Annotated in this window: 21 protein-coding genes and 1 tRNA gene; 14 read left to right on the top strand and 8 right to left on the bottom strand. The window is 36.9% G+C overall.

What is annotated here, in order from left to right; translation table 11 throughout:
- Positions 1 to 188 precede the first annotated feature (188 nt).
- Positions 189 to 1154, bottom strand: a complete 966-nt coding sequence (locus PTUN_RS13430; RefSeq protein WP_009837467.1) for a hypothetical protein — start codon at positions 1152 to 1154, stop codon at positions 189 to 191.
- A 292-nt stretch (positions 1155 to 1446) separates the two neighbouring features.
- Here PTUN_RS13430 and PTUN_RS13425 point away from each other — a divergent pair, with 292 nt between their 5' ends.
- The 5 genes from PTUN_RS13425 (at position 1447) to PTUN_RS13405 (ending at position 8346) form a co-directional block, all read left to right on the top strand.
- Positions 1447 to 2145 carry a hypothetical protein gene (locus PTUN_RS13425; protein WP_009837466.1) on the top strand — a complete coding sequence of 233 codons (699 nt, stop codon included), beginning with the start codon at positions 1447 to 1449 and terminating at the stop codon, positions 2143 to 2145.
- Between the two features lie 12 nt (positions 2146 to 2157).
- Positions 2158 to 2820 (top strand): hypothetical protein, encoded by a 663-nt coding sequence (locus tag PTUN_RS13420; RefSeq protein ID WP_040643658.1) that lies wholly within the window; start codon positions 2158 to 2160, stop codon positions 2818 to 2820.
- A 354-nt stretch (positions 2821 to 3174) separates the two neighbouring features.
- Positions 3175 to 3969, top strand: coding sequence for a hypothetical protein (locus PTUN_RS13415; RefSeq protein ID WP_009837464.1), 795 nt, complete (start codon positions 3175 to 3177; stop codon positions 3967 to 3969).
- Positions 3970 to 4270: 301 nt separating this feature from the next.
- On the top strand, positions 4271 to 7816 hold the full coding sequence (locus tag PTUN_RS13410) for an SPOR domain-containing protein (protein WP_009837463.1): 3546 nt from the start codon (positions 4271 to 4273) through the stop codon (positions 7814 to 7816).
- Positions 7817 to 7836: 20 nt separating this feature from the next.
- The gene (locus PTUN_RS13405; protein WP_009837462.1) at positions 7837 to 8346 is read left to right on the top strand and encodes a hypothetical protein; all 510 of its coding nucleotides are present in this window, start codon (positions 7837 to 7839) and stop codon (positions 8344 to 8346) included.
- A gap of 115 nt (positions 8347 to 8461) precedes the next feature.
- Here the strand turns inward: PTUN_RS13405 and PTUN_RS13400 are convergent, their stop codons facing one another.
- A complete protein-coding gene (locus PTUN_RS13400) occupies positions 8462 to 9142 on the bottom strand; it encodes a FlgO family outer membrane protein (protein WP_009837461.1) in 681 nt (226 codons plus the stop codon).
- Between the two features lie 89 nt (positions 9143 to 9231).
- Entirely contained in the window at positions 9232 to 9780 is a 549-nt protein-coding gene (locus PTUN_RS13395; protein ID WP_009837460.1) for a hypothetical protein, read from the bottom strand.
- Positions 9781 to 10049: 269 nt separating this feature from the next.
- Here PTUN_RS13395 and PTUN_RS13390 point away from each other — a divergent pair.
- A tRNA-Arg gene (locus tag PTUN_RS13390) sits at positions 10050 to 10124 on the top strand.
- Between the two features lie 91 nt (positions 10125 to 10215).
- Here the strand turns inward: PTUN_RS13390 and PTUN_RS13385 are convergent.
- Entirely contained in the window at positions 10216 to 10947 is a 732-nt protein-coding gene (locus tag PTUN_RS13385) for a glutathione peroxidase (RefSeq protein ID WP_009837458.1), read from the bottom strand.
- Positions 10948 to 11134: 187 nt separating this feature from the next.
- Positions 11135 to 12313 carry a flagella assembly protein FlgT gene (locus tag PTUN_RS13380; RefSeq protein WP_009837457.1) on the bottom strand — a complete coding sequence of 393 codons (1179 nt, stop codon included), beginning with the start codon at positions 12311 to 12313 and terminating at the stop codon, positions 11135 to 11137.
- A 124-nt stretch (positions 12314 to 12437) separates the two neighbouring features.
- Between PTUN_RS13380 and PTUN_RS13375 the strand changes: the two genes are divergently transcribed.
- Positions 12438 to 12893 carry an LPP20 family lipoprotein gene (locus tag PTUN_RS13375; protein WP_009837456.1) on the top strand — a complete coding sequence of 152 codons (456 nt, stop codon included), beginning with the start codon at positions 12438 to 12440 and terminating at the stop codon, positions 12891 to 12893.
- Between the two features lie 47 nt (positions 12894 to 12940).
- Here the strand turns inward: PTUN_RS13375 and flgN are convergent, their stop codons facing one another.
- The 3 genes from flgN to flgA form a co-directional block, all read right to left on the bottom strand.
- Complete coding sequence (flgN, locus tag PTUN_RS13370; protein ID WP_009837455.1) at positions 12941 to 13381, bottom strand: flagellar export chaperone FlgN; 441 nt, start codon at positions 13379 to 13381, stop codon at positions 12941 to 12943.
- Positions 13374 to 13694 (bottom strand): flagellar biosynthesis anti-sigma factor FlgM, encoded by a 321-nt coding sequence (flgM, locus tag PTUN_RS13365; RefSeq protein ID WP_009837454.1) that lies wholly within the window; start codon positions 13692 to 13694, stop codon positions 13374 to 13376. The genes flgN and flgM overlap by 8 nt, the downstream gene beginning before the upstream one ends.
- Positions 13695 to 13861: 167 nt before the next feature.
- Complete coding sequence (gene flgA / locus PTUN_RS13360) at positions 13862 to 14569, bottom strand: flagellar basal body P-ring formation chaperone FlgA (RefSeq protein WP_009837453.1); 708 nt, start codon at positions 14567 to 14569, stop codon at positions 13862 to 13864.
- Between the two features lie 132 nt (positions 14570 to 14701).
- On the opposite strand from flgA, the gene PTUN_RS13355 reads away from it, so the two are divergent.
- From PTUN_RS13355 to PTUN_RS13325, 7 genes are all read left to right on the top strand, one after another.
- The gene (locus PTUN_RS13355; RefSeq protein ID WP_009837452.1) at positions 14702 to 15634 is read left to right on the top strand and encodes a chemotaxis protein; all 933 of its coding nucleotides are present in this window, start codon (positions 14702 to 14704) and stop codon (positions 15632 to 15634) included.
- Positions 15635 to 15653: 19 nt separating this feature from the next.
- Positions 15654 to 16487 (top strand): CheR family methyltransferase, encoded by an 834-nt coding sequence (locus tag PTUN_RS13350; protein WP_009837451.1) that lies wholly within the window; start codon positions 15654 to 15656, stop codon positions 16485 to 16487.
- A gap of 92 nt (positions 16488 to 16579) precedes the next feature.
- Positions 16580 to 16984 (top strand): flagellar basal body rod protein FlgB, encoded by a 405-nt coding sequence (gene flgB, locus PTUN_RS13345; RefSeq protein ID WP_009837450.1) that lies wholly within the window; start codon positions 16580 to 16582, stop codon positions 16982 to 16984.
- A 2-nt stretch (positions 16985 to 16986) separates the two neighbouring features.
- Positions 16987 to 17409, top strand: coding sequence for a flagellar basal body rod protein FlgC (flgC, locus tag PTUN_RS13340; protein WP_009837449.1), 423 nt, complete (start codon positions 16987 to 16989; stop codon positions 17407 to 17409).
- A 12-nt stretch (positions 17410 to 17421) separates the two neighbouring features.
- Complete coding sequence (locus PTUN_RS13335) at positions 17422 to 18144, top strand: flagellar hook assembly protein FlgD (protein WP_009837448.1); 723 nt, start codon at positions 17422 to 17424, stop codon at positions 18142 to 18144.
- A 15-nt stretch (positions 18145 to 18159) separates the two neighbouring features.
- Complete coding sequence (gene flgE, locus PTUN_RS13330) at positions 18160 to 19638, top strand: flagellar hook protein FlgE (RefSeq protein ID WP_009837447.1); 1479 nt, start codon at positions 18160 to 18162, stop codon at positions 19636 to 19638.
- Between the two features lie 98 nt (positions 19639 to 19736).
- The gene (locus PTUN_RS13325; RefSeq protein ID WP_009837446.1) at positions 19737 to 20504 is read left to right on the top strand and encodes a flagellar basal body rod protein FlgF; all 768 of its coding nucleotides are present in this window, start codon (positions 19737 to 19739) and stop codon (positions 20502 to 20504) included.
- Position 20505 lies beyond the last annotated feature (1 nt).

Here is a 20505-nt window from a genome sequence, read left to right as displayed (position 1 = left end):
TGGGTTGTTTATTTCACTCCGATGCAGGTCTGGTTTAAAACATAAAAGGTGCACTTGTGCACCTTTTATGTTTTAAGATTAATTTATATTAAGACTTTATTTTTTAATAAAAACGTTAAATAAAGAATTTAAATCAAGTTAGCTAGGGTTTTATAGTTTTTTCAAGAGCAAAAGCAGGGTATACCTTACTACTTAATCACATCGCAATGGGCAATATCTACAATGCTAAATACTTTCATCTCATCCATTTCAACATATTCAAAATGACCACCTTGGTCTATTAAATAGCCTGCGGTTAAATCTAAAATGGCGCCTTCTTGTTCACGCTTAGCTTGGCCTTTGACTCCAATGAGTGCTTTGCTACCATCAGCATCAATTTCAAGTACTTTGCCAAAATAGTTTTCTTGGTAAGTACAAATTAAGTCATTAACTTTAACCGTAACCGGAGTTTGTGCTGTTGGAGTTAGGGCCGAGTTTAACGTTGATACTTCCACCACTTCAGAGCTAGTGATTACGTTACTCGCCGAATTATTGTTTGTTAAAACTGTACTTTGAGTTGAAGCTTCAAAATAGCCTGATGGTTTAAATAACTGATTTGCAACAAACTCTTCAAAGTCAGAGAATGTAGCGAACGAAGTGGAGTTCTCTTGTAACTTATGAAGTTTGATTATTAATTGATCATTTGAGAACTCTAAATTTATTAAGTTATCCTCTGTTTCAATCAAATTAGAATAAAAAGAAAGTAACTCAGGTTTTAGTGCTTGGTAAAAAAAAGCAAAATGGGTGTAATAGCCAATTAATTTATCATAGCGGGGTTCATCAATACGCTCGCAGCGCCAGCTACAAATAAATTTGTTGGTCAAATCTGGGTTAAGTAAATCAACACGGTATTCATCCAAAGGTGCTGTTAGGCTAATTTTATCAAAATAATACTTTTTGCCCCATTGATCATCTTTAAATTTGAGCTCAGCGGTTAATGTTAAGCCTGCATTTCGGTAAATAATTGCCGCACTTTGTGCCATTGACTGCCATTGTTGCAATGAATAATTGTAAGCTACTCCACTTTGCAGTGAGGTTTGCTGCGGGCTCTGGCAGCTTTGTAAAAAAAATCCGCTACAAAAAAATAGTAGGCATGCATTTTGCTTTTTAATCATATCAGGCAATTCTTAGAATGTGTTCTTGATGATTAAAAGCAAAATTTATGCCGATGTTTTTTTGACGCACTATCTTGCTGAATGATCTTATTTTAAAGAGTTTAAAATAAATAAATCCTTTAAAATTTAGATGGTTAGTTTTTTTTTTGTTATTTATTGAAAAAAAACTAAAGATATTTTGGAATAGCCCGATACATTACTTGAGTAAATCATTAATAAATGAATTTAAGCGGGGGCAAAATAAGATGTATTGCCTGTTTATTGATTCATTTTAACATTAGAGGAATTTAACATGGGACATAAACCAATTAACATGAAGCCGCTAGCCATGGTAGGTCTGTTGGCGGCTTCATTTTCAAGCATCGCTGCTGATGGTGACAATATTGGAACTGTTACGTTTAAAACAGCGCAAGAAGCGAGCATGATTCAGCAAAAACCACTTGATTTTGGTAAAGAGTTAGCTGTTAGAAATGGCGCTACCTGTACTTTTATGGTTAAGTATGCAAAAGACGGCGCAGCAGCGGGTGAGTATAAATTAGATAATACTGATGTTGCAGCTTCTGATTTTACCAGTACAGATTGTGGTGGAGCTTCAGGAACTGTGGTTGGTGCTGCAGCTCAAACTTCGATGGATGCAGCTGGTATTGTTCCTGCAGTTTTTAAAATTACAGGGCTTAGAAATCAAAGTGTAGTAGTCAAAATAGATGAAGTCGCGGATGAATTTTTGAAGTTTACTCCTACCTATCATTATTACCCTGCTGCGGTTGACGCGTTTACTGAAAATGACTTTACACCTGCAGATGACGAAGATTTAGCCGCAGGTAGTAGCAATACGTTAGCTTTAGGAACTTTACGTTCAATTGTTCAGGGGCAGCCCCATCCTCAGGCAGTTGGTACTCTTGTGGTTGTTGGTACATTAGAAACCCAACAACGATTAGATACGAGTAAAGATTATGAATTGACCTATTCAATTGATATTACGTACCAATAAGGAGACATGATTATGAAGAAATTATTAACAACAACGACATTGCTTGCCACTGCGTTGTTAACAACTCCAGTATTGGTCAATGCGGCAACAGATGCAATTCTTAAAGTACGTACAGTTGATCAAGTCGGTGCTACAGAGCAAAAATCGATTAATTTGGGTCAAATAGCTGCATCCCCAGGCTATGAGTGTATGGTTCCTCAAAGAATAGACATTTCGACTCAGGCTGGTACGAATACTGATTTTCAAATTGATACTATTTCATATGGTACTTTACCAGCAGGCGTAAATGCATGTGGCAGTTCTACAGCTGGGTATTTTTCTTTAAAAGGTGTTCCAAATCAAAATGTTAGAATTACCTTTGCAAAAGATCCAAGTAGTACTGTTGGTTCATTCCAACCTGAGGGTGTTTATAAAGCAGCCGCTTATGCTGATGTTGCAGATCCATTAGATTTAGCTGCAGTTCAGGCTGGTGTTACAGTTGATGATGTTCCAGTTCAAACTGTTTATGATGAAGTCGCTAAGACTTTGATCCAGATCTTTGATGCTGAAGATGTTAAATTAAGCGCGTCGGGTGATGGTATGATTGCTATAGGTGGAACATTAAAAATTAATGAGAGCCTAATGCCAGATACAACCTATACAGTTAACTATATTGTAAATGTAACTTACCTTTAAGTTCTTATGTAAGTTGTTTAAAAATGCCTAACTATCTACGTTAGGCATTTTTATATAAAAACTATTATCTACAATTCACAATCATTCACTAAACATCCAAAGCGATCGATTTATAGGATTGTTTAAATGTATCTTATTATCACTCTTCAAATTTTACTCGAGCTTTAATTTACTCTAGCTACTGCACTGCTAATCTATTAATTCAACGATCCTAGTTATTGAGTAGATATTGCACTCTAGCCATAGTTTACTAATTGTAATAAATAATACGGTTAATTTGGTTAAAGGTTAATTTATTGACGCTTTTTTGGCTTAGTATTTGCATTGTGTGTTTAACGTTTTTAGGAGGATAACATGAAAAAAACTTTACTATTACTACCCGCACTATCGGTATTATCCGTGTTATATAGCCAGCAAGCATTTGCCGGCGCAGCATCTATTTCATTTGACCGTTACAGAGTTTTACTCGATCAAAATACACAAACGGTAGAACTTACGTTAAAAAATACTGAATCTAAAAATGCAGAATGCCTACTTAATTTAAACCATTTCAACTTTTCACCTTCAAATGAACTAATTAACTTAAGTTCAGACGCTGAGGCATTTATGCCTGCCAATAAGTTGTTACGTTATTCACCTCGCTCAGTAACCATTGCAGGGCTTAGTAACCAAAAAGTAAAAATAGGTTACCGCCATCGGGCTAATTTGACACCTGGCGAGTATGTCAGTTTTTTTCAAATAGCATGCAGTGAAAAAAATGAAAACTTAGTTAAAGGACAGCCAACGGTTGGTGCTCAGGTAAATTATAACCTACCTGTACATGTTCGCATTGGTGATATTAGTGCAACTACATCACTGGAGTTTATTTCAGCTAGAAAAGGCGGGGAAGGTTATACGATTTCTTTAAAACAATATCGTACAGGTGAGCGCTCAGTAATTGGTGACCTTAAAGTCATTGATAAAAGCTCTGGAGAAGTATTAACTGAATATCGCAACGAAACAGTTTATCGCCCTGCTGATTATAAAATTCATAATTTAACCTTTAATAAGAAACCGGAGGGAGATGTTTTAATTGAGTTTAGTGAACGTAATAATGTATTTAACGCTATAAACACTTCAATTGAGATTTCGAACTCTCTTTTTAATTAATGAAATCATTAATCTAAATACTTTATTATTAATCCATCGCAGTCGTTATTTAGAATGGCGACTGTGCTGGATTTTTTAACTTGCCATACGTAATTAATAAGCTTTTTTGCACGATTTCATCTATAGAAAATACCGTTAAATTTATTCCATTCAAAATACTTTACCTTCCTCAATTAGAAAAAATATAAAAGTTTCAACTATAAAATCACTAAATAAAACAGCCTATTTTTATGTCTGTTTCTTGTTGGCACGAAGCTTGATAGGTTAGTTACAGGTGGGCTTGACTTTTTATAGGTGCCAAATGTTTGACAATAAAGTTATCGTAAGCTTTTTTAAGCAATATCTCGTATTGCTTGTTGTATGCATGAGTTTGTCTAGTGCAAAGGTATATGCTGAAAGCTTTACAAAGGTGGTTGTTGATGAAAATGAATATATTTTAGTTGATGTAGCAGTCAATGATTGGACTTTATTAACAAATATTGAGATCTATCAGGTTGGAGAGCAGTATTTTATCCCTTTTCTTACTATTGCTGAAGCTTTAGAGATCAAAAATAGCTCAAGATTAAATGATAATTATCTTAATGTTGTTATTGGAGATAAAAGCTACTGGCTTGATATTAATAAGCAGCAATCCAATCTTGAAGCTGCTAGTACTTTATTGTTGAGTTGGGCCGATAGTGATTTTGACCGGTTACTTAGCCTTGAACTTTTCTCTTTACTAATCGATTCGAATATTGAATATGATAGTTCTAAATTAAAAATTAATATCACATCAAAAAAAGAAGAGTTTTTATTTCCTGTTGAAATCAGAATGAATCGAAGCCAAGAAGATAAACGAATTAAGAAAATGAGGATTAGCAATAAAGAGCCTGCATTTTTTAAAAGCCAAGAAGTGCTATTAGATCATTATCATCTGATCACTCCACCGTCTGGTAATGTCGGATTTTCTGTTTTTTCATCCAATAAAAATAATCTAAATTATTCAACGGGTATTAATTTAAGTAGCGATCTTTTATTTCATTCCGCAATTTTAAGCTTAGGTAAAGGTAAAGATTCAGACTTAAGGGGAAATCTTCGTTTTTTTGGTGCACCAGATTCTCCAGACGAAAAACTTCCATTTGGTATAACCAATTATGAGTTTGGTGATATTAGTATGGCTAGTACTGGGGTTAATGCTAGCGGTTATGGTGTGGGGGTGACTTTTCGAAGTGATAATAAAAACTATAGCCGTGATTTTGGTAAAACTGTCATTGAAGGTCAAGCCGTGCCTGGATGGGAGGCTGAGCTTTATAGTGGTAGTTATTTTATCGCTCAGCAAAAAGTATCAGAAAATGGTACATATCGATTTGAAGATGTTGTCACAGAATATGGAGTTAATACTTTTAAAGTAAAGCTTTTTGGCCCATATGGTGAATCTGAGGAAAGAATAGAAACGATCAAAATATCAGGCAGTTGGCTCAAACCAGGTGAAAATCGATTTAAAGGTGGTTTTGTTGATAATAATAGTTTTTTATTACATGGTGGTGTAAATGGTTACTCACCTGATAATTTATATTACGCTTGGGATTATGGTATTAGTGATGATTATCAGCTGGGGATAGGCTTAGCTGCACAGCGTAACCGAGATACAGATCCGTTTGATAAGGAGTTAACTTTAAAGTTACAAAGCACTTTTACAGATTTAATCGTTAATAATGAATTATCAATTGATAATAATAAAGATATTAATGCTTCAGTAGAGGGATTAGGTCAAATTAATGAAAGTTATAACTATGGCTTTAGATATAATTATTTTAAACGAAATATAGAAACTGGAAATTTATCAAGAGATTTTGATACTCACTCATTAAGTGCAAATATAAATGGGTACAGTGATTTTATTTTCCCGCTTGGCTACAGCCTAGGTGCAGGAGCAATTAATACTTCAGAGGGAACTCGCTTAAATAGAGTGAATGCTAGAGTATCGTGGAATACATTTGATATGAATTTTTATAATAACCTTGAGTATGTACCTGTTGAAAATAAAAAGGACTATTACAGAGGTAGCTTTGGGTTTTCAACCCATGCTGCTGGTGGTCGAATTAATATGGAAACAAGTTATAAATATGAAGATACATTTGATTTAACAAGCACTAGGATTAATTTTAATAAAGATTTTGAAAATGGCTATAGCATGAATGGTAGAGCAGAGTATTTTCGTTATCTAGATGAGAACAATCCACTTTTGAAAGAGTGGACTGATGAGTGGGAAGTAACCAGCAGTGTTACTAAATCATTTGAATTATTTAATGTGTCAGCATTAGCTCAATTTGACTCTGAACATAATTGGTCGATAGGTTTAGGTGTTAACTTCTCACTAGGGTATGACCATATTAATAATGAGTTACAAATAGCAAATGGAGGGCTCTTTGGCGGTGGAACTCTCGATTTAACTGCCTATTTAGATCGAAACTCCAATAATATTCTCGATGAAAATGATTTAGCCTTAGAGGGCGTAGAATTTGGGCCTTATCAAAGTTGGAAAGGGCGCAAAACAGGCTCTACAGGCCGAGTTGTAATGCAAGGTGTGCCTAGCAATAAAGTAGTTAACTTCTCTGGTGCCTGGAAACGTGGAGTCTCACCAAGCGTATCGAGTTATAGCTTATATACCCACAATGGTGGTTATATTAAAGCTAATATTCCTTTTACAATAAAAACAGATGTTATAGGCTTTTTATATTCAGGGATTAACGATTCTGGTGATGCAATTAAAGATGTCGAGATTCAACTAGTTGATCATAATCAAAAATTGATAGGTAAAACTATTACTAGCCATGATGGTTATTATGAATTTACTAATGTTAATGCGGGTAATTATCATATACGTATAGACCTTGCTTTCTTAGATGCCCGTGGACTTAAAAGTCAACCAGGGGTTTTTGAATTATCGACACCGCCTCAAGGGGGGTTTGTTGAAGTTGAGCCTTTTTATGTGTATGCAAGAAATAATGATGTAGCTATTGATGCAGTTAAAAAAGTAGAATTTAACACTGAAAACTATGATCCTGCGATTGAACAAACAACAGCCGGAAAAGGCATATTTGTTAAAGCAGACAAAAAAATATTTAAAGAATCTACCTTTAAAAGAAAACCTGTACAGTTGAAGTCCGCTACAGTTGTTAAAAATAATTTCACACAAGTTAAAGCTGAAAATAGTTTTATTGAAACAAAAATTAATGGTTCTGATGTAATTTCAGAAATTGAAAGCACAGCTCCCTCAATAGAACAAAATGAAATAGAGACTATCCCTGCTGATGTTATTGCTGAGGTGAATGTACCTGTGAAAGTTAATAATGACTGGGGTTTACAGTTTGGTTCTTATGAAAATGAGGCTAATGCTCAGGATGATTTGAATAAATTGAGTAGAAAAATACCAAACTTAAAATTGCAAGTTGTTAGCCTTGATAATTTTTTCAAGTTACTTGCCATTGGATTTAGTAGTTATGATGAAGCAGCAGTAAGCAGTCAGCAATTACGATTAGAACAAAATGTAGATTCATTTGTAACGAAGGTAAAAAGTAACCTAGCTAAGGTGGTAAATAATCCCAAGATTAGTCAAATTGAGTATGATAATTATTTCTCAATACAGGTTGCTGCTGTAAAAAGCCTAGAACAAGCTAAAGAAATCTATAAAAAACTACCAGCAGATTTTGATTATTACACCGGTGAGAATCAAAAGAATATCATCTTGTTTATTGGTCTTTATAGCAATAAACAAGAAGCATTAGCTGCATTGGAAACTAACGTTGGGCTAAATGGTTGGGTGCGTAGCCTGAAGAATGTTAAAAACATTAATAAAGTAAATTAAATTATATTGTGGTGTATATTATGAAAAATTCTGAACGCTGTTTTAAAAGTCTTATGATTGCTGCTTTATTTATATCTTTAAATGCTACAGCGGAAAATAGAGATATTATCTTACAAAAAATCTCTAATGTTGATTTTGATACTGTTAATATTAGAGCTGGAAGCTGTAATTTTGATAGTGCTACAGAAACAATGAGCGGGGATGGTAAAAGAAATATTTGCTCTAGTTATAAAGGAAGTAAAGGTGTTTTTAAACTTACTGCTGAGCCAAATAAATTAATAGAGGTTGAATTTAAATCAACAAGAACTCCGAATGGATTAATTCAATTTAATCCCAAGGGAGTCGCTAGATCTGATTTCAAAGAGTATCAGCTAGTTTATGATGTACCAGTTCAATTTATGGTAGGCACTTCTGGTATTGTTGATATTGAGATGGGAGGGGAGCTTGAATTTTTTGGTCCATTAAATCATAGCTCAAATTACAGTATAGATTATGATATTAAGTATAAATACATAGAAGTAACTAAGTAACTAAGTAACTAATTTTTACTAAAAAGCCCTGTTTTAAGCAGGGCTTTTTAGTTTTTAACGTTAAATTATTTTCAATAACATTTAACTTTTTATCTTAGTTCATTCAATCTGGATATTAATAACCGGTCAAAATTATTTTAGGAATAAGCTGTGACGAAGCCGCTAAAATGGTATTAGTTTTTAAACCGACAATTCGAGCATTCACTAAAATACCATCACGACGTTTAGTTAAGGTACCTGACAAAACATAGCCAATTTTTTGCTCTTCTTTTACTTGGTGAGGGTCGCGTGATAATACAAAATCACCATCTTGTGTCATTAAAATCTCACCAGTAGCACGGTGTTCTGCTAATGGGAAGTTAGCTTTCATTAATTCTGTAATAAATGATTCGGATAATTCTTGGCCAAGCTGATTGGTAATGTTTAAATCGGTATCGAGTTCGACAAACGAGGCAACTGCAATTGGATATCGAACTTGATGAGCGCTAATGGTCATTTGCATTTCCATTACCATTTGCTCTATGTATTCTTCTAATTTTACATGGTGTTTTACACTAAATGTTTCGCTACCATTTGTGGAACCATTTCCAGAACCTTCATTTGTTGTATCAGTATAAATTTTACGGCGCTTATTAGTATAACTACTCAGTGCTTGATCACTACCACATTTGTGATACACCCCTTTTGGTGTTAAACACAGTCGTGTTGTTTCGGGTAAATCTGGTAACTTTAACTGAGAAAGCAAATTACTACAGCCCGTTAGCAATACCGACAATGCAATCAGTGATTTTTTCATTTTTGTGCGCCTCAATACCAAGAAAATAAACCCAAACTAGATTGGGTTCTTTTAAAATATGCAAATTTTAGACCAGTAAAAATTATGTACTAGTAAATAATATTGACTGTGTACTCTGAATAATTATCGACTGATGGCCTAAGTCGCTCGTCGCTGTTTATTGTAAGTGCTCCTCCTACATATAAGGTGGTTTCACCTTCGATAGAAAACTTGGTAATTAAATTTGATTGTGAATTTGAATGCTGGCTGGTACTGCTGATACCACGAGGCTCAAATTTCCACTTGTTTTGGTAAGTGGGTACGAGTTGAATATTAATATTGGCTTGTGATAGGCCGTGTAATTTGAATATAGCAGGTGTTAACGCAGCATCAGGTTTACAAATATCTGAATTCAAAGAGGGTTTTATATCTATATCATCAATGCTATTCATTTTAGTGGTGGTATTTTTTAGTGAAACTTCTATTTCACAATGACCACGAGCACTTAAAAGGGCATCGTCAAAATTAAGTTCTTGTATTTGATGAGTGTAGATAGGTGATACTGTTCTGACTCTGAGAATACTCGTAAACGTTGATGCCGCAATCATGGATGGCATAACCGTGAGTGCCGTTGTTAGTGTAAAGGCTGAAACTTTCATAATTCACCATTAACATTATGATCTAAAAGATCTTTTTCATTCGATACCTTGATATTGCAAATGGTGTTCCGAAGTGTTGTGAATTATGAATTTATTTTTGTTCGTATCTTTTTGATTTATAATGCTTTATTTTTTATTTTATTCGTGCGTGATGACAATAAATTGACTGTTTTTTGATTGAAAAGTGAGATGGTTTTTGCGGTGTTTAAAAGGCAAAATTATCACTAGGCGCTAATTAAAAAATTTGTTAAATTACACAGGGTTACTAAGGCCTCTTAGTTAAATGGATATAACGGCCCCCTCCTAAGGGGCAATTACAGGTTCGATTCCTGTAGGGGCTACCAGTTTTTTGACGCTTACTTTTTAAAAACCATAAAAAAAGCAAAACCCGAAGGTTTTGCTTATCAAATACAGCTTTATGAAATTAACGAGTTGTTAGCGGGCTAAAAATTCGGCTAAATCGTCTGAGCCACCAATGTGCACGCCATCGATAAATACCTGCGGTACAGTTTGGCGCCCAGATAGCGCTTTTAAACTGGTTAGCGAGGCATCTTTTCCTAAAACAATTTCTTCAAATGGCATATTGTTTTCAGTTAACAATAACTTAGCTTTATGGCAATAAGGACATGTTGGTTTGGTAATTAATGTGATTGCTTTACACGGCTCTTGATTTGGGTTGATATAATTGAGCATGGTATCGGCATCAGATACTTCAAATGGATCGCCTGGTAAATCAGGCTCAATAAACATTTTATCAATCACGCCATCTTTTACTAACATCGAATAACGCCAGCTACGTTTGCCAAAACCAATGTCACTTTTATCAACCAACATGCCCATGGCTTCAGTGAATAATCCTGCGCCATCAGGAATAACGTCGATGTTGTCGGCTTCTTGATCTTTGACCCATGCATTCATAACAAAGGTATCGTTGACCGACATGCAAATAATACTATCAATGCCGTTTGCTTTAAAAATCGGCGCAAGTTCATTGTAACGAGGTAAATGGGTTGAAGAACAGGTGGGTGTAAACGCACCTGGCAATGAGAAAACAATTACATTCTTGCCTTTAAAGATTTCTTCTGTCGTAATGGCGTGCCATTGATCGTCTTTACGAAATGGAAAAGTCACTGTTGGAATATGTTGGCCTGTTTTATCTTGTAACATGGTTTAATCTCTCAAATGCGTTGATGAATTGTAGTGTGCCCTAAATGTTTATTTTTGCATAATTGATTGTATTGATTTTTTGAATCGATTTATTAGATTGAATCTTGTTGTTATCATATTTTTTCATCTAATACTTTAAGTAATTTGAGTCGTTTCCCAAATTTAAATGAAGTAGTAGTTAATCTGCTTATAACTCAGGCTCTTGCCATTCAATTAAGAGCACCAAGTCACTTCGCTGAATATTGGCAAGTAATTCATCAGAAATACTACTCGCTATTGCTGAGTGCTGAAATACTTGTTCAATTCTTACTTTGTTATTGCTTTCGATTATGTAAGGTCTTGATTGTCCGTTGGTATCGAGAATATTTGATTTATATGCAATGGCGAAGCTTTGACCTTTTTTGACCCCTTGTTCTGAGCCTAAATTGATAACTATAGTATTGTCGGTAATGTTTCTTATTTGTCCTTGTAATGGCAAGCAGCTCAGTGTATCTCGAAGCTCTAAGCTTATTTGGCGAGTCAGTTGGTCAATGGCAGAGCCGAATTCTGAGCGCCAAAATTTATTGCTAAATACATCTGGACGGGCGGTTTTGTCAAAACGCCAAACCCCACTGGTTTGATAATCTTGTTGCCAAACTAACTCATGGGTCAGGGCGTTCATTAAAATAAATTCGATGGAAAAAAAGCGCTCGAATTGTCTATCTTGCCAAAAGAGTAGTTTGGAGTTTTGTTGTTCGCCCATAGAGGTATCAGAGATTTGCGATAACAACACATATTGACTGTTGGTGGTATCGGCTATCTGCTCAATCATACGCGGATCGAGTTGTAGTTGTTCGGTAAAGTAATTGTTGACCCGTATTGCTTTTTTGAAATAGGCCCTAGGTGAGAGTGCTTGTTCGTTATTTTTAATGGTTTGGTATAAGCGTTCGCTAAAGGCTTTGTTGATGTCAAAAATTTGGCCTTCAAGCGCATGCTCTCTATTATTAAATTGGGTTTGAGTAATTGCGACGGATTTTTTAAATTCCGATGCAAAACATTGTTTGTCTTGGGCAAAAATATCAAGCCTTAAGGTGACTGAAACATAATCAGCAGAATAGGTTTCATCAATCATTTCAATATTGTTTATTTCACCGTGAGAGCGCACTTTTAGCTGATCTTGCATGATAACGCCATCAGCAACGCTTTGTATGCTTGAAACGGATGCACCAGCATAGACAAGCGCCTGTTTTATGGCATCTTCAGTAGCACGTGATTTAGCGCTTTTAGTATCGCCATCGCGTATTTGTGCTTGGCCTGTTGACTCATACCACTGCGCATTTAGGCTTGCGCACGAAAAAAATAGCAGTGCGAGAAGATATTTACTCATTGAACAGCCCTTAAATTATGTACTTATCGGGTAAAAGCAATTTATGTACCATGAATTTTGTTTTGTTATTTTGGGCATGTATTGTGCATAAAGTTTACTAAGTATTTTCAATAAGTGAATCATGATGAAACGAATTGCTATTTTAACAAGTGTGATGATAAGTCTATCTGGTTGTGCGCAACTATTTGATAAACATATTGAATACGCTTATCAACAACCTGACTCTTTCCCTGTTTTGAAAGCGGTTGGATATGCACCGATTAGTTTGCAGCCAGGTAAAAGTGAGCAGCAAAAATCTATTTTGGCTATTAAAGCATCAAAACTAGAGGCCTATCGAGAACTTGCAGAGCAGGTATATGGCCAAAAAATTACAGCCAGCACCTCAGTGCGCGCGATGGTCGCGAGTAATGATTCATTAAATGCGCAAGTTAATGGGGTTGTTCGAGGTGCAAAGGTCGTGAAGTCTTATGCAGTTGGCGATACTTATGCCACAGAGTTAGAGCTTGATATGAAGCTAGTATACGATTTGTATATTGGGGAAGTGAAACCAAGAAGTGTTAAAAAAGTGACGTATTACTAACATCATATATTGCTTAGCTTTTATAATTTATTTATGTGCAAAAAAAGCTAAGCTTTAATTCCTTTTCCGAGCAATGAGCCGCCTTCTGCAGCACCTTTTTTGCCATAAGTGAGTACCTTATTTGCACCAAGCAAAATGTCTTTCACTTTATTCACTGCAATGCTGGTTTGGTGTGCTGCATGTGCATTGATTTCATTTTGTTGTTGGCAATGACTAAGTAAGGTTTTTATTTCTTCAACAAGCGCTGCAATATCTTCAGATTCTATTGTCATTTGTGCTAAAGAGCACGATTGCAATTGTTTATCTTTCTTCTGAATTTTTTCCAACAGCATTAATTTTGCATTGGCACTTTCGGTTAGTTTATCTGCATCACGTGTACTAATGGCTGCAATTTCAGCATTGAGTTCATTCTCAAGCGCGAGCATGTTCTCTTTTTGTTGCAAAAGAATGGCTGTAACTACACTGTGATCGGCATAACTATCAACCATATAAATTAAACTCGAAGTTTGCGATATTTTTAGCTAGTTTCTCAGCATCTATTTGGTAGCTGCCTTCACTAATTGCTTTTTTCAACTCGTGCATTTTTTTAGTGTCAAAACCAGGCGTGCTTTCAGCTTTTACTTGCAAGTTTTTAATTTGCTGAGCCTGAGCTGTGATCACGACTGAATCTGCCGGAGTTTTAGCCGCTGTTGGGCTTTGTGGTAATGATGCCGCATTACTTTTATCACTACTGACAGTTTGCTGTTTGTTGTCAGCATAAGTGACATTATGCGAATTTCTGCTATTTACTTGATTTACCATGATCTTTCCCAAACCTATTAAAGCTAGTACTTTAGTATCGGCCACGTGCTGGAATACTTTAGCATAAATTTAGTTTATTAAGCACTTTTACATCATAGTGGATCTTGTGGTTAATAGGAATAATAATTAAAGCTAAAAATAACACGTAAAGTTATTTTATTTCAATGCTATAGGTTCACTATCACGTCATTAGTATTCATTACTTGCGCCTGAATTTTTTTGCCAGATTTACTATTTTGCACACTAATGTTTTCGCCTAACAAACCATTCTCGAGCGCTTCACCATTAGTTTTTATCACTAAATTAGGTTGTTTTGCGTAAATAGTGACTTTGTCACCTTTGCAAATCATACAAATTTGATTCAAGTTTATTGGGTTTCCGGCTCTGATTGAGCGAGTTGCTCTGCTGCCTATGAGCATCTTGATATCATCAATATTTTGATTGCGAACTAAATGAGTTGGGCGCATTTCTGTAACAATATCTTGCGCAGTAATTAACTGGCCTTTTGCAATGGGATTTTGGGTAATCACTATTTCGGCAAGCTCGGTGGTTCGCACTTGAACATACTGCAACCACTTTATTTCATCTAAACACTTAATTTGTACTGTGGTCTGCCGATTACTGTAATTGGCATTTGCACTACTGATTTCAAGTTCAGACTCACAGTGGCGTTCATCAATGCGATCGTCCAGTTTTGAGGCACTAAAATTACGCTCGCCATTCGTCAGTGGTTCTTGCTGACTTGAGATAAACTCGATGGCAAGGTTTTGCAACTCAGTGCTGCTATAAGTTTTTGCATTTGTTGCTTTTGTAGACAATAGTAACGTTAATGCAATTAAAACTATTTTCGAACAGTTATTTTTAAACAAACTCATATGGTTTCGACTATGCTTTAGGTTGAAAACAGGGTATAAATATTTTGCGTCAATTTTCAGGCGCTTGCTGTACTATAACTAACATTAAGCAAAAACCATTCCGTAAGTTTTGTTTTTGTCGAGGAGATTAAAATGGCGGGAGTTTTAGACTCGGTTAACCAGCGCACGCAGCTGGTTGGACAAAATAGATTGGAACTATTGTTATTTAGATTAAGAGGTCGCCAACGTTTTGGTATTAATGTTTTTAAAGTCCGCGAAGTTCTTCAATGCCCAAATTTGACTGCTCTACCAAAATCAAACCATTTCATTCGTGGTGTCGCTCATATACGTGGTCAAACCATTTCGGTTATTGACTTATCTCTGGCGGTTGGCGGCCCACGCATTGAAGATGTAAAAAACAGTTTTGTAATTATTGCTGAGTACAATCGTTCTGTTCAAGGGTTTCTTGTAGGTTCAGTCGAGCGAATCGTCAATATGAATTGGGAGGCAATAATGCCACCTCCTTCTGGTTCTGGCCGTTATTCTTATCTGACTGCTGTGACTGAAATAGAAAAAGAGCTGGTTGAAATACTCGATGTTGAAAAAATTCTTAATGAAATTTGCCCAGTTAATACCGAAGTAAACGCCGCAATTTTAGATGATGGCGAAATGAAACGGGATTTAGGCGAGCGTATTGTATTTATTGCTGATGATTCTGCTGTTGCTCGAAATCAGGTTAAGCGCGCTTTAGAGCCTTTGGGTGTGCAGACTGAGCTGGCAAAAAATGGTAAAGAAGCATTAATTCGTTTACGTGAAATAGCAGCTCAAGATTGTAAACATGATATCACTGAGCGTGTAGCGCTATTAATTTCTGATGTTGAAATGCCTGAAATGGATGGTTATACATTAACAGCCGAAATTAAAGCGGATCCTAAGCTCGCTCCTTTACATGTGATTCTGCATACTTCTTTAAGTGGAGTATTTAATCAGGCGATGATCGAAAAGGTAGGCGCGGATGACTTTATTGCTAAATTTAATCCTGATGAATTAGCAACCGCGGTCAAGAAATGGGTCCATTGCGACTAATTAATGCAGGTGAATTCGTTTGAGTAATAAACATCTAGAACAAAGTGAATATGATAAGTTTCGCACTTTTTTGGAGCAGCAATGTGGTATTGTGCTTGGCGACAATAAACTCTATTTAGTTAAAAGTCGTTTAGGGCCTTTAATGACTCGCTTTGAAGTGGAATCTTTGTCTGAACTTGTCAATAAAACCTTAAGTCCACGGGAACGGCAATTACGTGCCGCAGTGGTTGATGCCATGACTACCAATGAGACATTATGGTTTCGCGATCAATATCCATTTGAATTATTAAAGACAAAACTATTCCCAGAACTTAAAGATTTACGTCGGCCAATAAAAATTTGGTCTGCGGCAAGTTCTTCTGGGCAAGAACCTTATTCGATAGCGATGACGGTAGCAGAATATCAAGCCCAAAAACCGGGTGCATTATCGCAAGGTGCACAAATTATAGGTACAGATATTTCAAATACCATGCTGGATTTGTGTAAAAATGCAGAATATGATTCTTTGGCGTTAGCGAGGGGATTATCGGCTGAACGTCGCACTAAGTTTTTTCAAAATAGTGAGCGTGGCATGGCGAAGGTGAATGACAGTGTTCGTAAAAATGTTAGTTTTCGCCATCTCAACTTACTTGATTCATATGCGTTGCTTGGTAAGTTCGACATTATTTTTTGTCGCAACGTATTGATTTATTTTGCTCCTGATGTAAAAGCCAAGATAATTGCTCAGTTTGCCCAATCGCTAAATCCTAAAGGTTATTTATTTTTAGGTGCTTCAGAATCGATGACTGGTTTAAGCAACGAATTTGAAATGATCCGTTGTAATCCAGGTATAATTTACCAAAAACGCACTTAATTCCTCTTCAAAATCTTCATTTTTAGGCCAACTCTTTTGAGTTGGCCTATCATTTGCATTGCTTTTTCTAAGTCAATTTATTGGAGAAAGTTATGGCTATCAGTTTTGATAAAGCATTTGGGATCCATCCCAATGCGATGTTAGCCAGAGTGCAGCGTGCTGAAGTATTAGCGAGTAATATCGCCAATGCAGACACTCCTGGATATAAAGCAAAAGACATCGATTTTGCACAAGCGCTTAAAAGTGCCAAATCTGCCCAGAGTAGTCAATTGAGCCGTACTCATGAAAAGCATTTTAGTATCAATACTTCTTCAATAGATTCAATTAGTCAATTTCGTAATCCAAATCAGCCAGATACCGGCGATGGTAACTCTGTTGATGTACAAGTGGAACGAAACTTGTATGTACAAAACTCAATAGAGTATCAGGCAAGTCTCAGATTCATGACTGGTAAAATTCAGGGCTTGAAAAAAGCCTTAGGTAGTCAAGGAGCTTAATTATGAGTTTATTTAACGTATTTGATATATCAGCAACGGGAATGAGTGCACAGTCGGTGCGCTTAAATACCACGGCAAGTAATATGTCTAATGCTAATAGTGTGAGCTCTAGTATTGATCAAACCTATCGAGCAAGACATCCAGTTTTTGCCGCTGAGTTGACAAAAGCTGCCGCTTCCCAACAAGGGGAATCTGTGGGAGTGAAAGTACTAGGCATTGTTGAAAGTGATAAGCCACTTCAAATTGAATTTAATCCAACTCACCCAATGGCAGATAAAGATGGTTTTATTTACAAATCTAATGTCAATGTGGTTGAGGAAATGGCGAATATGATTTCGGCCTCTCGAGCATATCAAACGAACGTACAATTAGCTGATGCGGCAAAAAGTATGTTAAGTAAAACAATAATGCTTGGTCAACGCTAATAGGAGTTTGCAATGTTTAATCCTATCAATGGGTCACAAAGTAGTAGTTTTGTCGATAGTTTAAGAAGCACTAAAGACGAGAAAATTCAAACAGCTGAAGAGGCGAATGAACTTTCACAATCGGATTTTTTTACGCTGATGACAAAACAACTATCAATGCAAGATCCGATGAACCCAACAGACAATGAAGCCATGATGGCGCAAATGACCAATATGTCTATTGCTGAAGGTGTCAGCAATATGGCCACTAAGTTTGATCAATTTGCCGTTTCTATGACTTCAAACCAAGCGTTACAGGCATCGAGTTTAGTTGGTCGTAACGTCTTAATAGATACGCATTATGTGCAAAATACCCCAGGTGAACCAATTACAGGCCGTATTCCTTTAGAAGGACCAGCCTCAGATATCAAAGTCCGTATTGAAGATGAGCGTGGCATTGTGGTGGGTGAAATTCCGTTACCTGCTTCAAATGGTGGCAATATTGAGTTTGCTTGGGATGGTAAGGATTCTCAGGGAAATGTTGTTCCTGAAGGAATGTATAAAATTCGTGCGGTAGGTTTAATGCAAAACGTACCAGACGAAAACGGTGTATTAAAAGCCAGACATGTTGAACTATCGGTACAAGCACGCTCTCGAGTTGACAGTGTGAGTATGGGACAAAATGGTACAGGCTTAGTCCTCAATTTTAATGGCCTTGGCAGTGTTAAATTCCAAGACGTTTTAGAAGTAAGTTAATAGGGTAGGTTAATTATGTCATTCAATATCGCATTAAGTGGCTTAAAAGCTGCGCAAAAAGATCTTGATGTAACCGCAAATAATATTGCGAACGTCAATACTTATGGTTTTAAGGAATCAAGAGCAGAGTTTGCGGATGTATTCTCGACCTCCTTATTTTCAAATGCTAAAACGCAAAATGGTGAAGGTGTTTTAACTCAGGTTGTAGCACAACAATTTCATCAAGGCAGTTTACTCTTTACCTCTAACGCTTTAGATATGGCAATTAACGGTAATGGTTTTTTTGTCACCACAGATAGTCCACTGAGTCGTGATTTTACCTATACTCGAAGTGGTGCATTTAAACTCGATGCTGATAATCGCTTAGTGACCGCAGGTGGTGATTTTTTACAAGGTTTACCTGTAAATGAAGATGGCTCGGTTAAATCGGTTAGTTTAAGTACAACGGCACCAATTCAAATTCCAGATAGTGCAGGTTCACCATCGGCAACTGGTGCGGTGGATATGAGCTTTAATTTAGACTCCAATGCTAAAGCGTTAGATCCTTATAAATTTAATCCACTTGATACCACAACATACACAGCATCAACTTCAACGGTTATTTATGATTCGTTAGGTAATAGCCGTATTGCTTCATTTTATTATGTCAAAGTGGCCGATCCTACCACGACTAATGCGGCTGCGACGGTACCAGGCTCTGGTTTTGATGCGTTACCAGCCGATCCGAATGACGCAACAAATGCTAATTCATGGGTGATGTTTTCGACAGTAACCGATGATGCTGGAGTGCAGAAAAAGGTTGATCTAGGTAACGATCTATTATCTGGTGGTGCGCCTGATGCTCGGACATTCTCAACCGGCGATCCGGTGGGCGATCCAACGTCTCATACCGGCATGTTATTACAGTTTGATTCATCGGGTTCTCCCGTTGCTTCAACTTTTCCGGTGCCAAAAACAGAGCCGCTAGGTACGCCGCTTAACGTAACTATTACACCGCCACCAACAGCCCCATATGATGGCGCAAGTGTGGTAACAAACGGCGCGAATCCGGATCAACAATTTAATATCAATATGAGTAATTTAACGCAGTTCTCATCAGCGTTTGAAATTACTGCGCTTAGTCAAGATGGCCAAACCGTTGGTCGTTTAACGGGGATTTCAATTGGTGGTGATGGTTTAATTGAAGCTAAATATTCAAATGGTGATGCACAAGCAATTAGTAAAGTAGCTTTAGCGCGTTTTCCTAATGAGCAAGGTTTAACCCAAATCGGAAATACCTCTTGGACCCCGAGTCGTGAATCGGGTGAAGCGTTAGCGGGTGAGCCAGACTCAGGTACATTTGGTTCAATTCGTTCAGGTACGCTCGAGCAAGCGAACGTCAACTTAACCGGTGAGCTGGTTGACTTAATTGCTGCGCAGCGTAATTTCCAAGCCAACTCTCGTGCGCTTGAAGTAAATAACCAAATATCACAAAACATCCTGCAGATCCGATAATCAGTTTTTGCATTAAAAATGGCCATCTTATGATGGCCATTTTTTTTGGCATTAATATTGCTTTGATAGACTAAGTATCAAATTTTTGGCGTATTGAAATGGATAAATTGCTTTATATCTCCATGAGCGGCGCAAAACAAAATTTACTCGGAGTTGCGGTCAATGCCAATAATTTGGCTAACGCAAAAACCGTTGGATTTAAGTCTGATTTTGAGCAAGCCCGTTCGATGCAAGCATTTGGCGAAGGCTTACCAACGCGCGTTTTTGCAATGGAAGAGCGACCTGGTTCTAAAATGGCAATGGGCGCTTTATCAACCACAGGGCGCAATCTTGATGTTGCTGTCAGTGGCGGCGGATGGTTGGTCGTTCAAGATCAAAACGGTGAAGAAGCCTTTACTCGTGGTGGCAATTTACAGATCACCAGCACAGGGCAATTACTCACCGCTAAAGGCGAAGCTGTGATTGGCGAAGGTGGTCCGATTATCCTGCCGGTGCCGCTTGAAAAAGTTCAAATCAGCACCGATGGCACTATTCAAGTCCGGCCACAAGGCGCGCCTGCTAGCTTTTTAGAAGATGTGGAGCGCTTAAAAGTTGTCGTACCACAAAATCAAAATTTACTCGAAAAAGGCTTAGATGGTCTGTTTCGTCCAAAAGATAAATCGACCTTTAAAGATCAATGTGACTTTTGTGACACCAATTTAGAAGTGCAGGTAATAAGTGGCGCGTTAGAAATGTCGAATGTTAACCCAGTTGATGAAATGGTTGGCATGATAGCGCATCAGCGCCAGTTCGAATTACAAGTCAAGATGATGAAAACAGCAGAGAAGATGGACGAAAGTCAGGCTTCTTTATTACGAATTATTTAGT

Origin of the sequence: Pseudoalteromonas tunicata, assembly GCF_002310815.1 — a bacterium.
Classification (GTDB): domain Bacteria; phylum Pseudomonadota; class Gammaproteobacteria; order Enterobacterales; family Alteromonadaceae; genus Pseudoalteromonas; species Pseudoalteromonas tunicata.
The sequence above is the reverse complement of the archived record's forward strand: the minus strand, read 5'-3'. Positions and strand labels throughout refer to the sequence as shown.

Excerpts from the sequence above, each read along its gene's own strand:
- flgA (WP_009837453.1), bottom strand. The coding sequence starts at position 14,569 with ATGAGTTTGTTTAAAAATAACTGTTCGAAAATAGTTTTAATTGCATTA.
- flgC (WP_009837449.1), top strand. The coding sequence starts at position 16,987 with ATGAGTTTATTTAACGTATTTGATATATCAGCAACGGGAATGAGTGCA.
- PTUN_RS13400 (WP_009837461.1), bottom strand. The coding sequence starts at position 9,142 with ATGAAAAAATCACTGATTGCATTGTCGGTATTGCTAACGGGCTGTAGT.
- flgB (WP_009837450.1), top strand. The coding sequence starts at position 16,580 with ATGGCTATCAGTTTTGATAAAGCATTTGGGATCCATCCCAATGCGATG.
- flgM (WP_009837454.1), bottom strand. The coding sequence starts at position 13,694 with ATGGTAAATCAAGTAAATAGCAGAAATTCGCATAATGTCACTTATGCT.
- PTUN_RS13395 (WP_009837460.1), bottom strand. The coding sequence starts at position 9,780 with ATGAAAGTTTCAGCCTTTACACTAACAACGGCACTCACGGTTATGCCA.
- flgN (WP_009837455.1), bottom strand. The coding sequence starts at position 13,381 with ATGGTTGATAGTTATGCCGATCACAGTGTAGTTACAGCCATTCTTTTG.
- PTUN_RS13405 (WP_009837462.1), top strand. The coding sequence starts at position 7,837 with ATGAAAAATTCTGAACGCTGTTTTAAAAGTCTTATGATTGCTGCTTTA.
- flgE (WP_009837447.1), top strand. The coding sequence starts at position 18,160 with ATGTCATTCAATATCGCATTAAGTGGCTTAAAAGCTGCGCAAAAAGAT.
- PTUN_RS13355 (WP_009837452.1), top strand. The coding sequence starts at position 14,702 with ATGGCGGGAGTTTTAGACTCGGTTAACCAGCGCACGCAGCTGGTTGGA.
- PTUN_RS13410 (WP_009837463.1), top strand. The coding sequence starts at position 4,271 with ATGTTTGACAATAAAGTTATCGTAAGCTTTTTTAAGCAATATCTCGTA.
- PTUN_RS13375 (WP_009837456.1), top strand. The coding sequence starts at position 12,438 with ATGAAACGAATTGCTATTTTAACAAGTGTGATGATAAGTCTATCTGGT.
- PTUN_RS13335 (WP_009837448.1), top strand. The coding sequence starts at position 17,422 with ATGTTTAATCCTATCAATGGGTCACAAAGTAGTAGTTTTGTCGATAGT.
- PTUN_RS13385 (WP_009837458.1), bottom strand. The coding sequence starts at position 10,947 with ATGTTACAAGATAAAACAGGCCAACATATTCCAACAGTGACTTTTCCA.
- PTUN_RS13415 (WP_009837464.1), top strand. The coding sequence starts at position 3,175 with ATGAAAAAAACTTTACTATTACTACCCGCACTATCGGTATTATCCGTG.
- PTUN_RS13420 (WP_040643658.1), top strand. The coding sequence starts at position 2,158 with ATGAAGAAATTATTAACAACAACGACATTGCTTGCCACTGCGTTGTTA.
- PTUN_RS13380 (WP_009837457.1), bottom strand. The coding sequence starts at position 12,313 with ATGAGTAAATATCTTCTCGCACTGCTATTTTTTTCGTGCGCAAGCCTA.
- PTUN_RS13425 (WP_009837466.1), top strand. The coding sequence starts at position 1,447 with ATGGGACATAAACCAATTAACATGAAGCCGCTAGCCATGGTAGGTCTG.
- PTUN_RS13325 (WP_009837446.1), top strand. The coding sequence starts at position 19,737 with ATGGATAAATTGCTTTATATCTCCATGAGCGGCGCAAAACAAAATTTA.
- PTUN_RS13430 (WP_009837467.1), bottom strand. The coding sequence starts at position 1,154 with ATGATTAAAAAGCAAAATGCATGCCTACTATTTTTTTGTAGCGGATTT.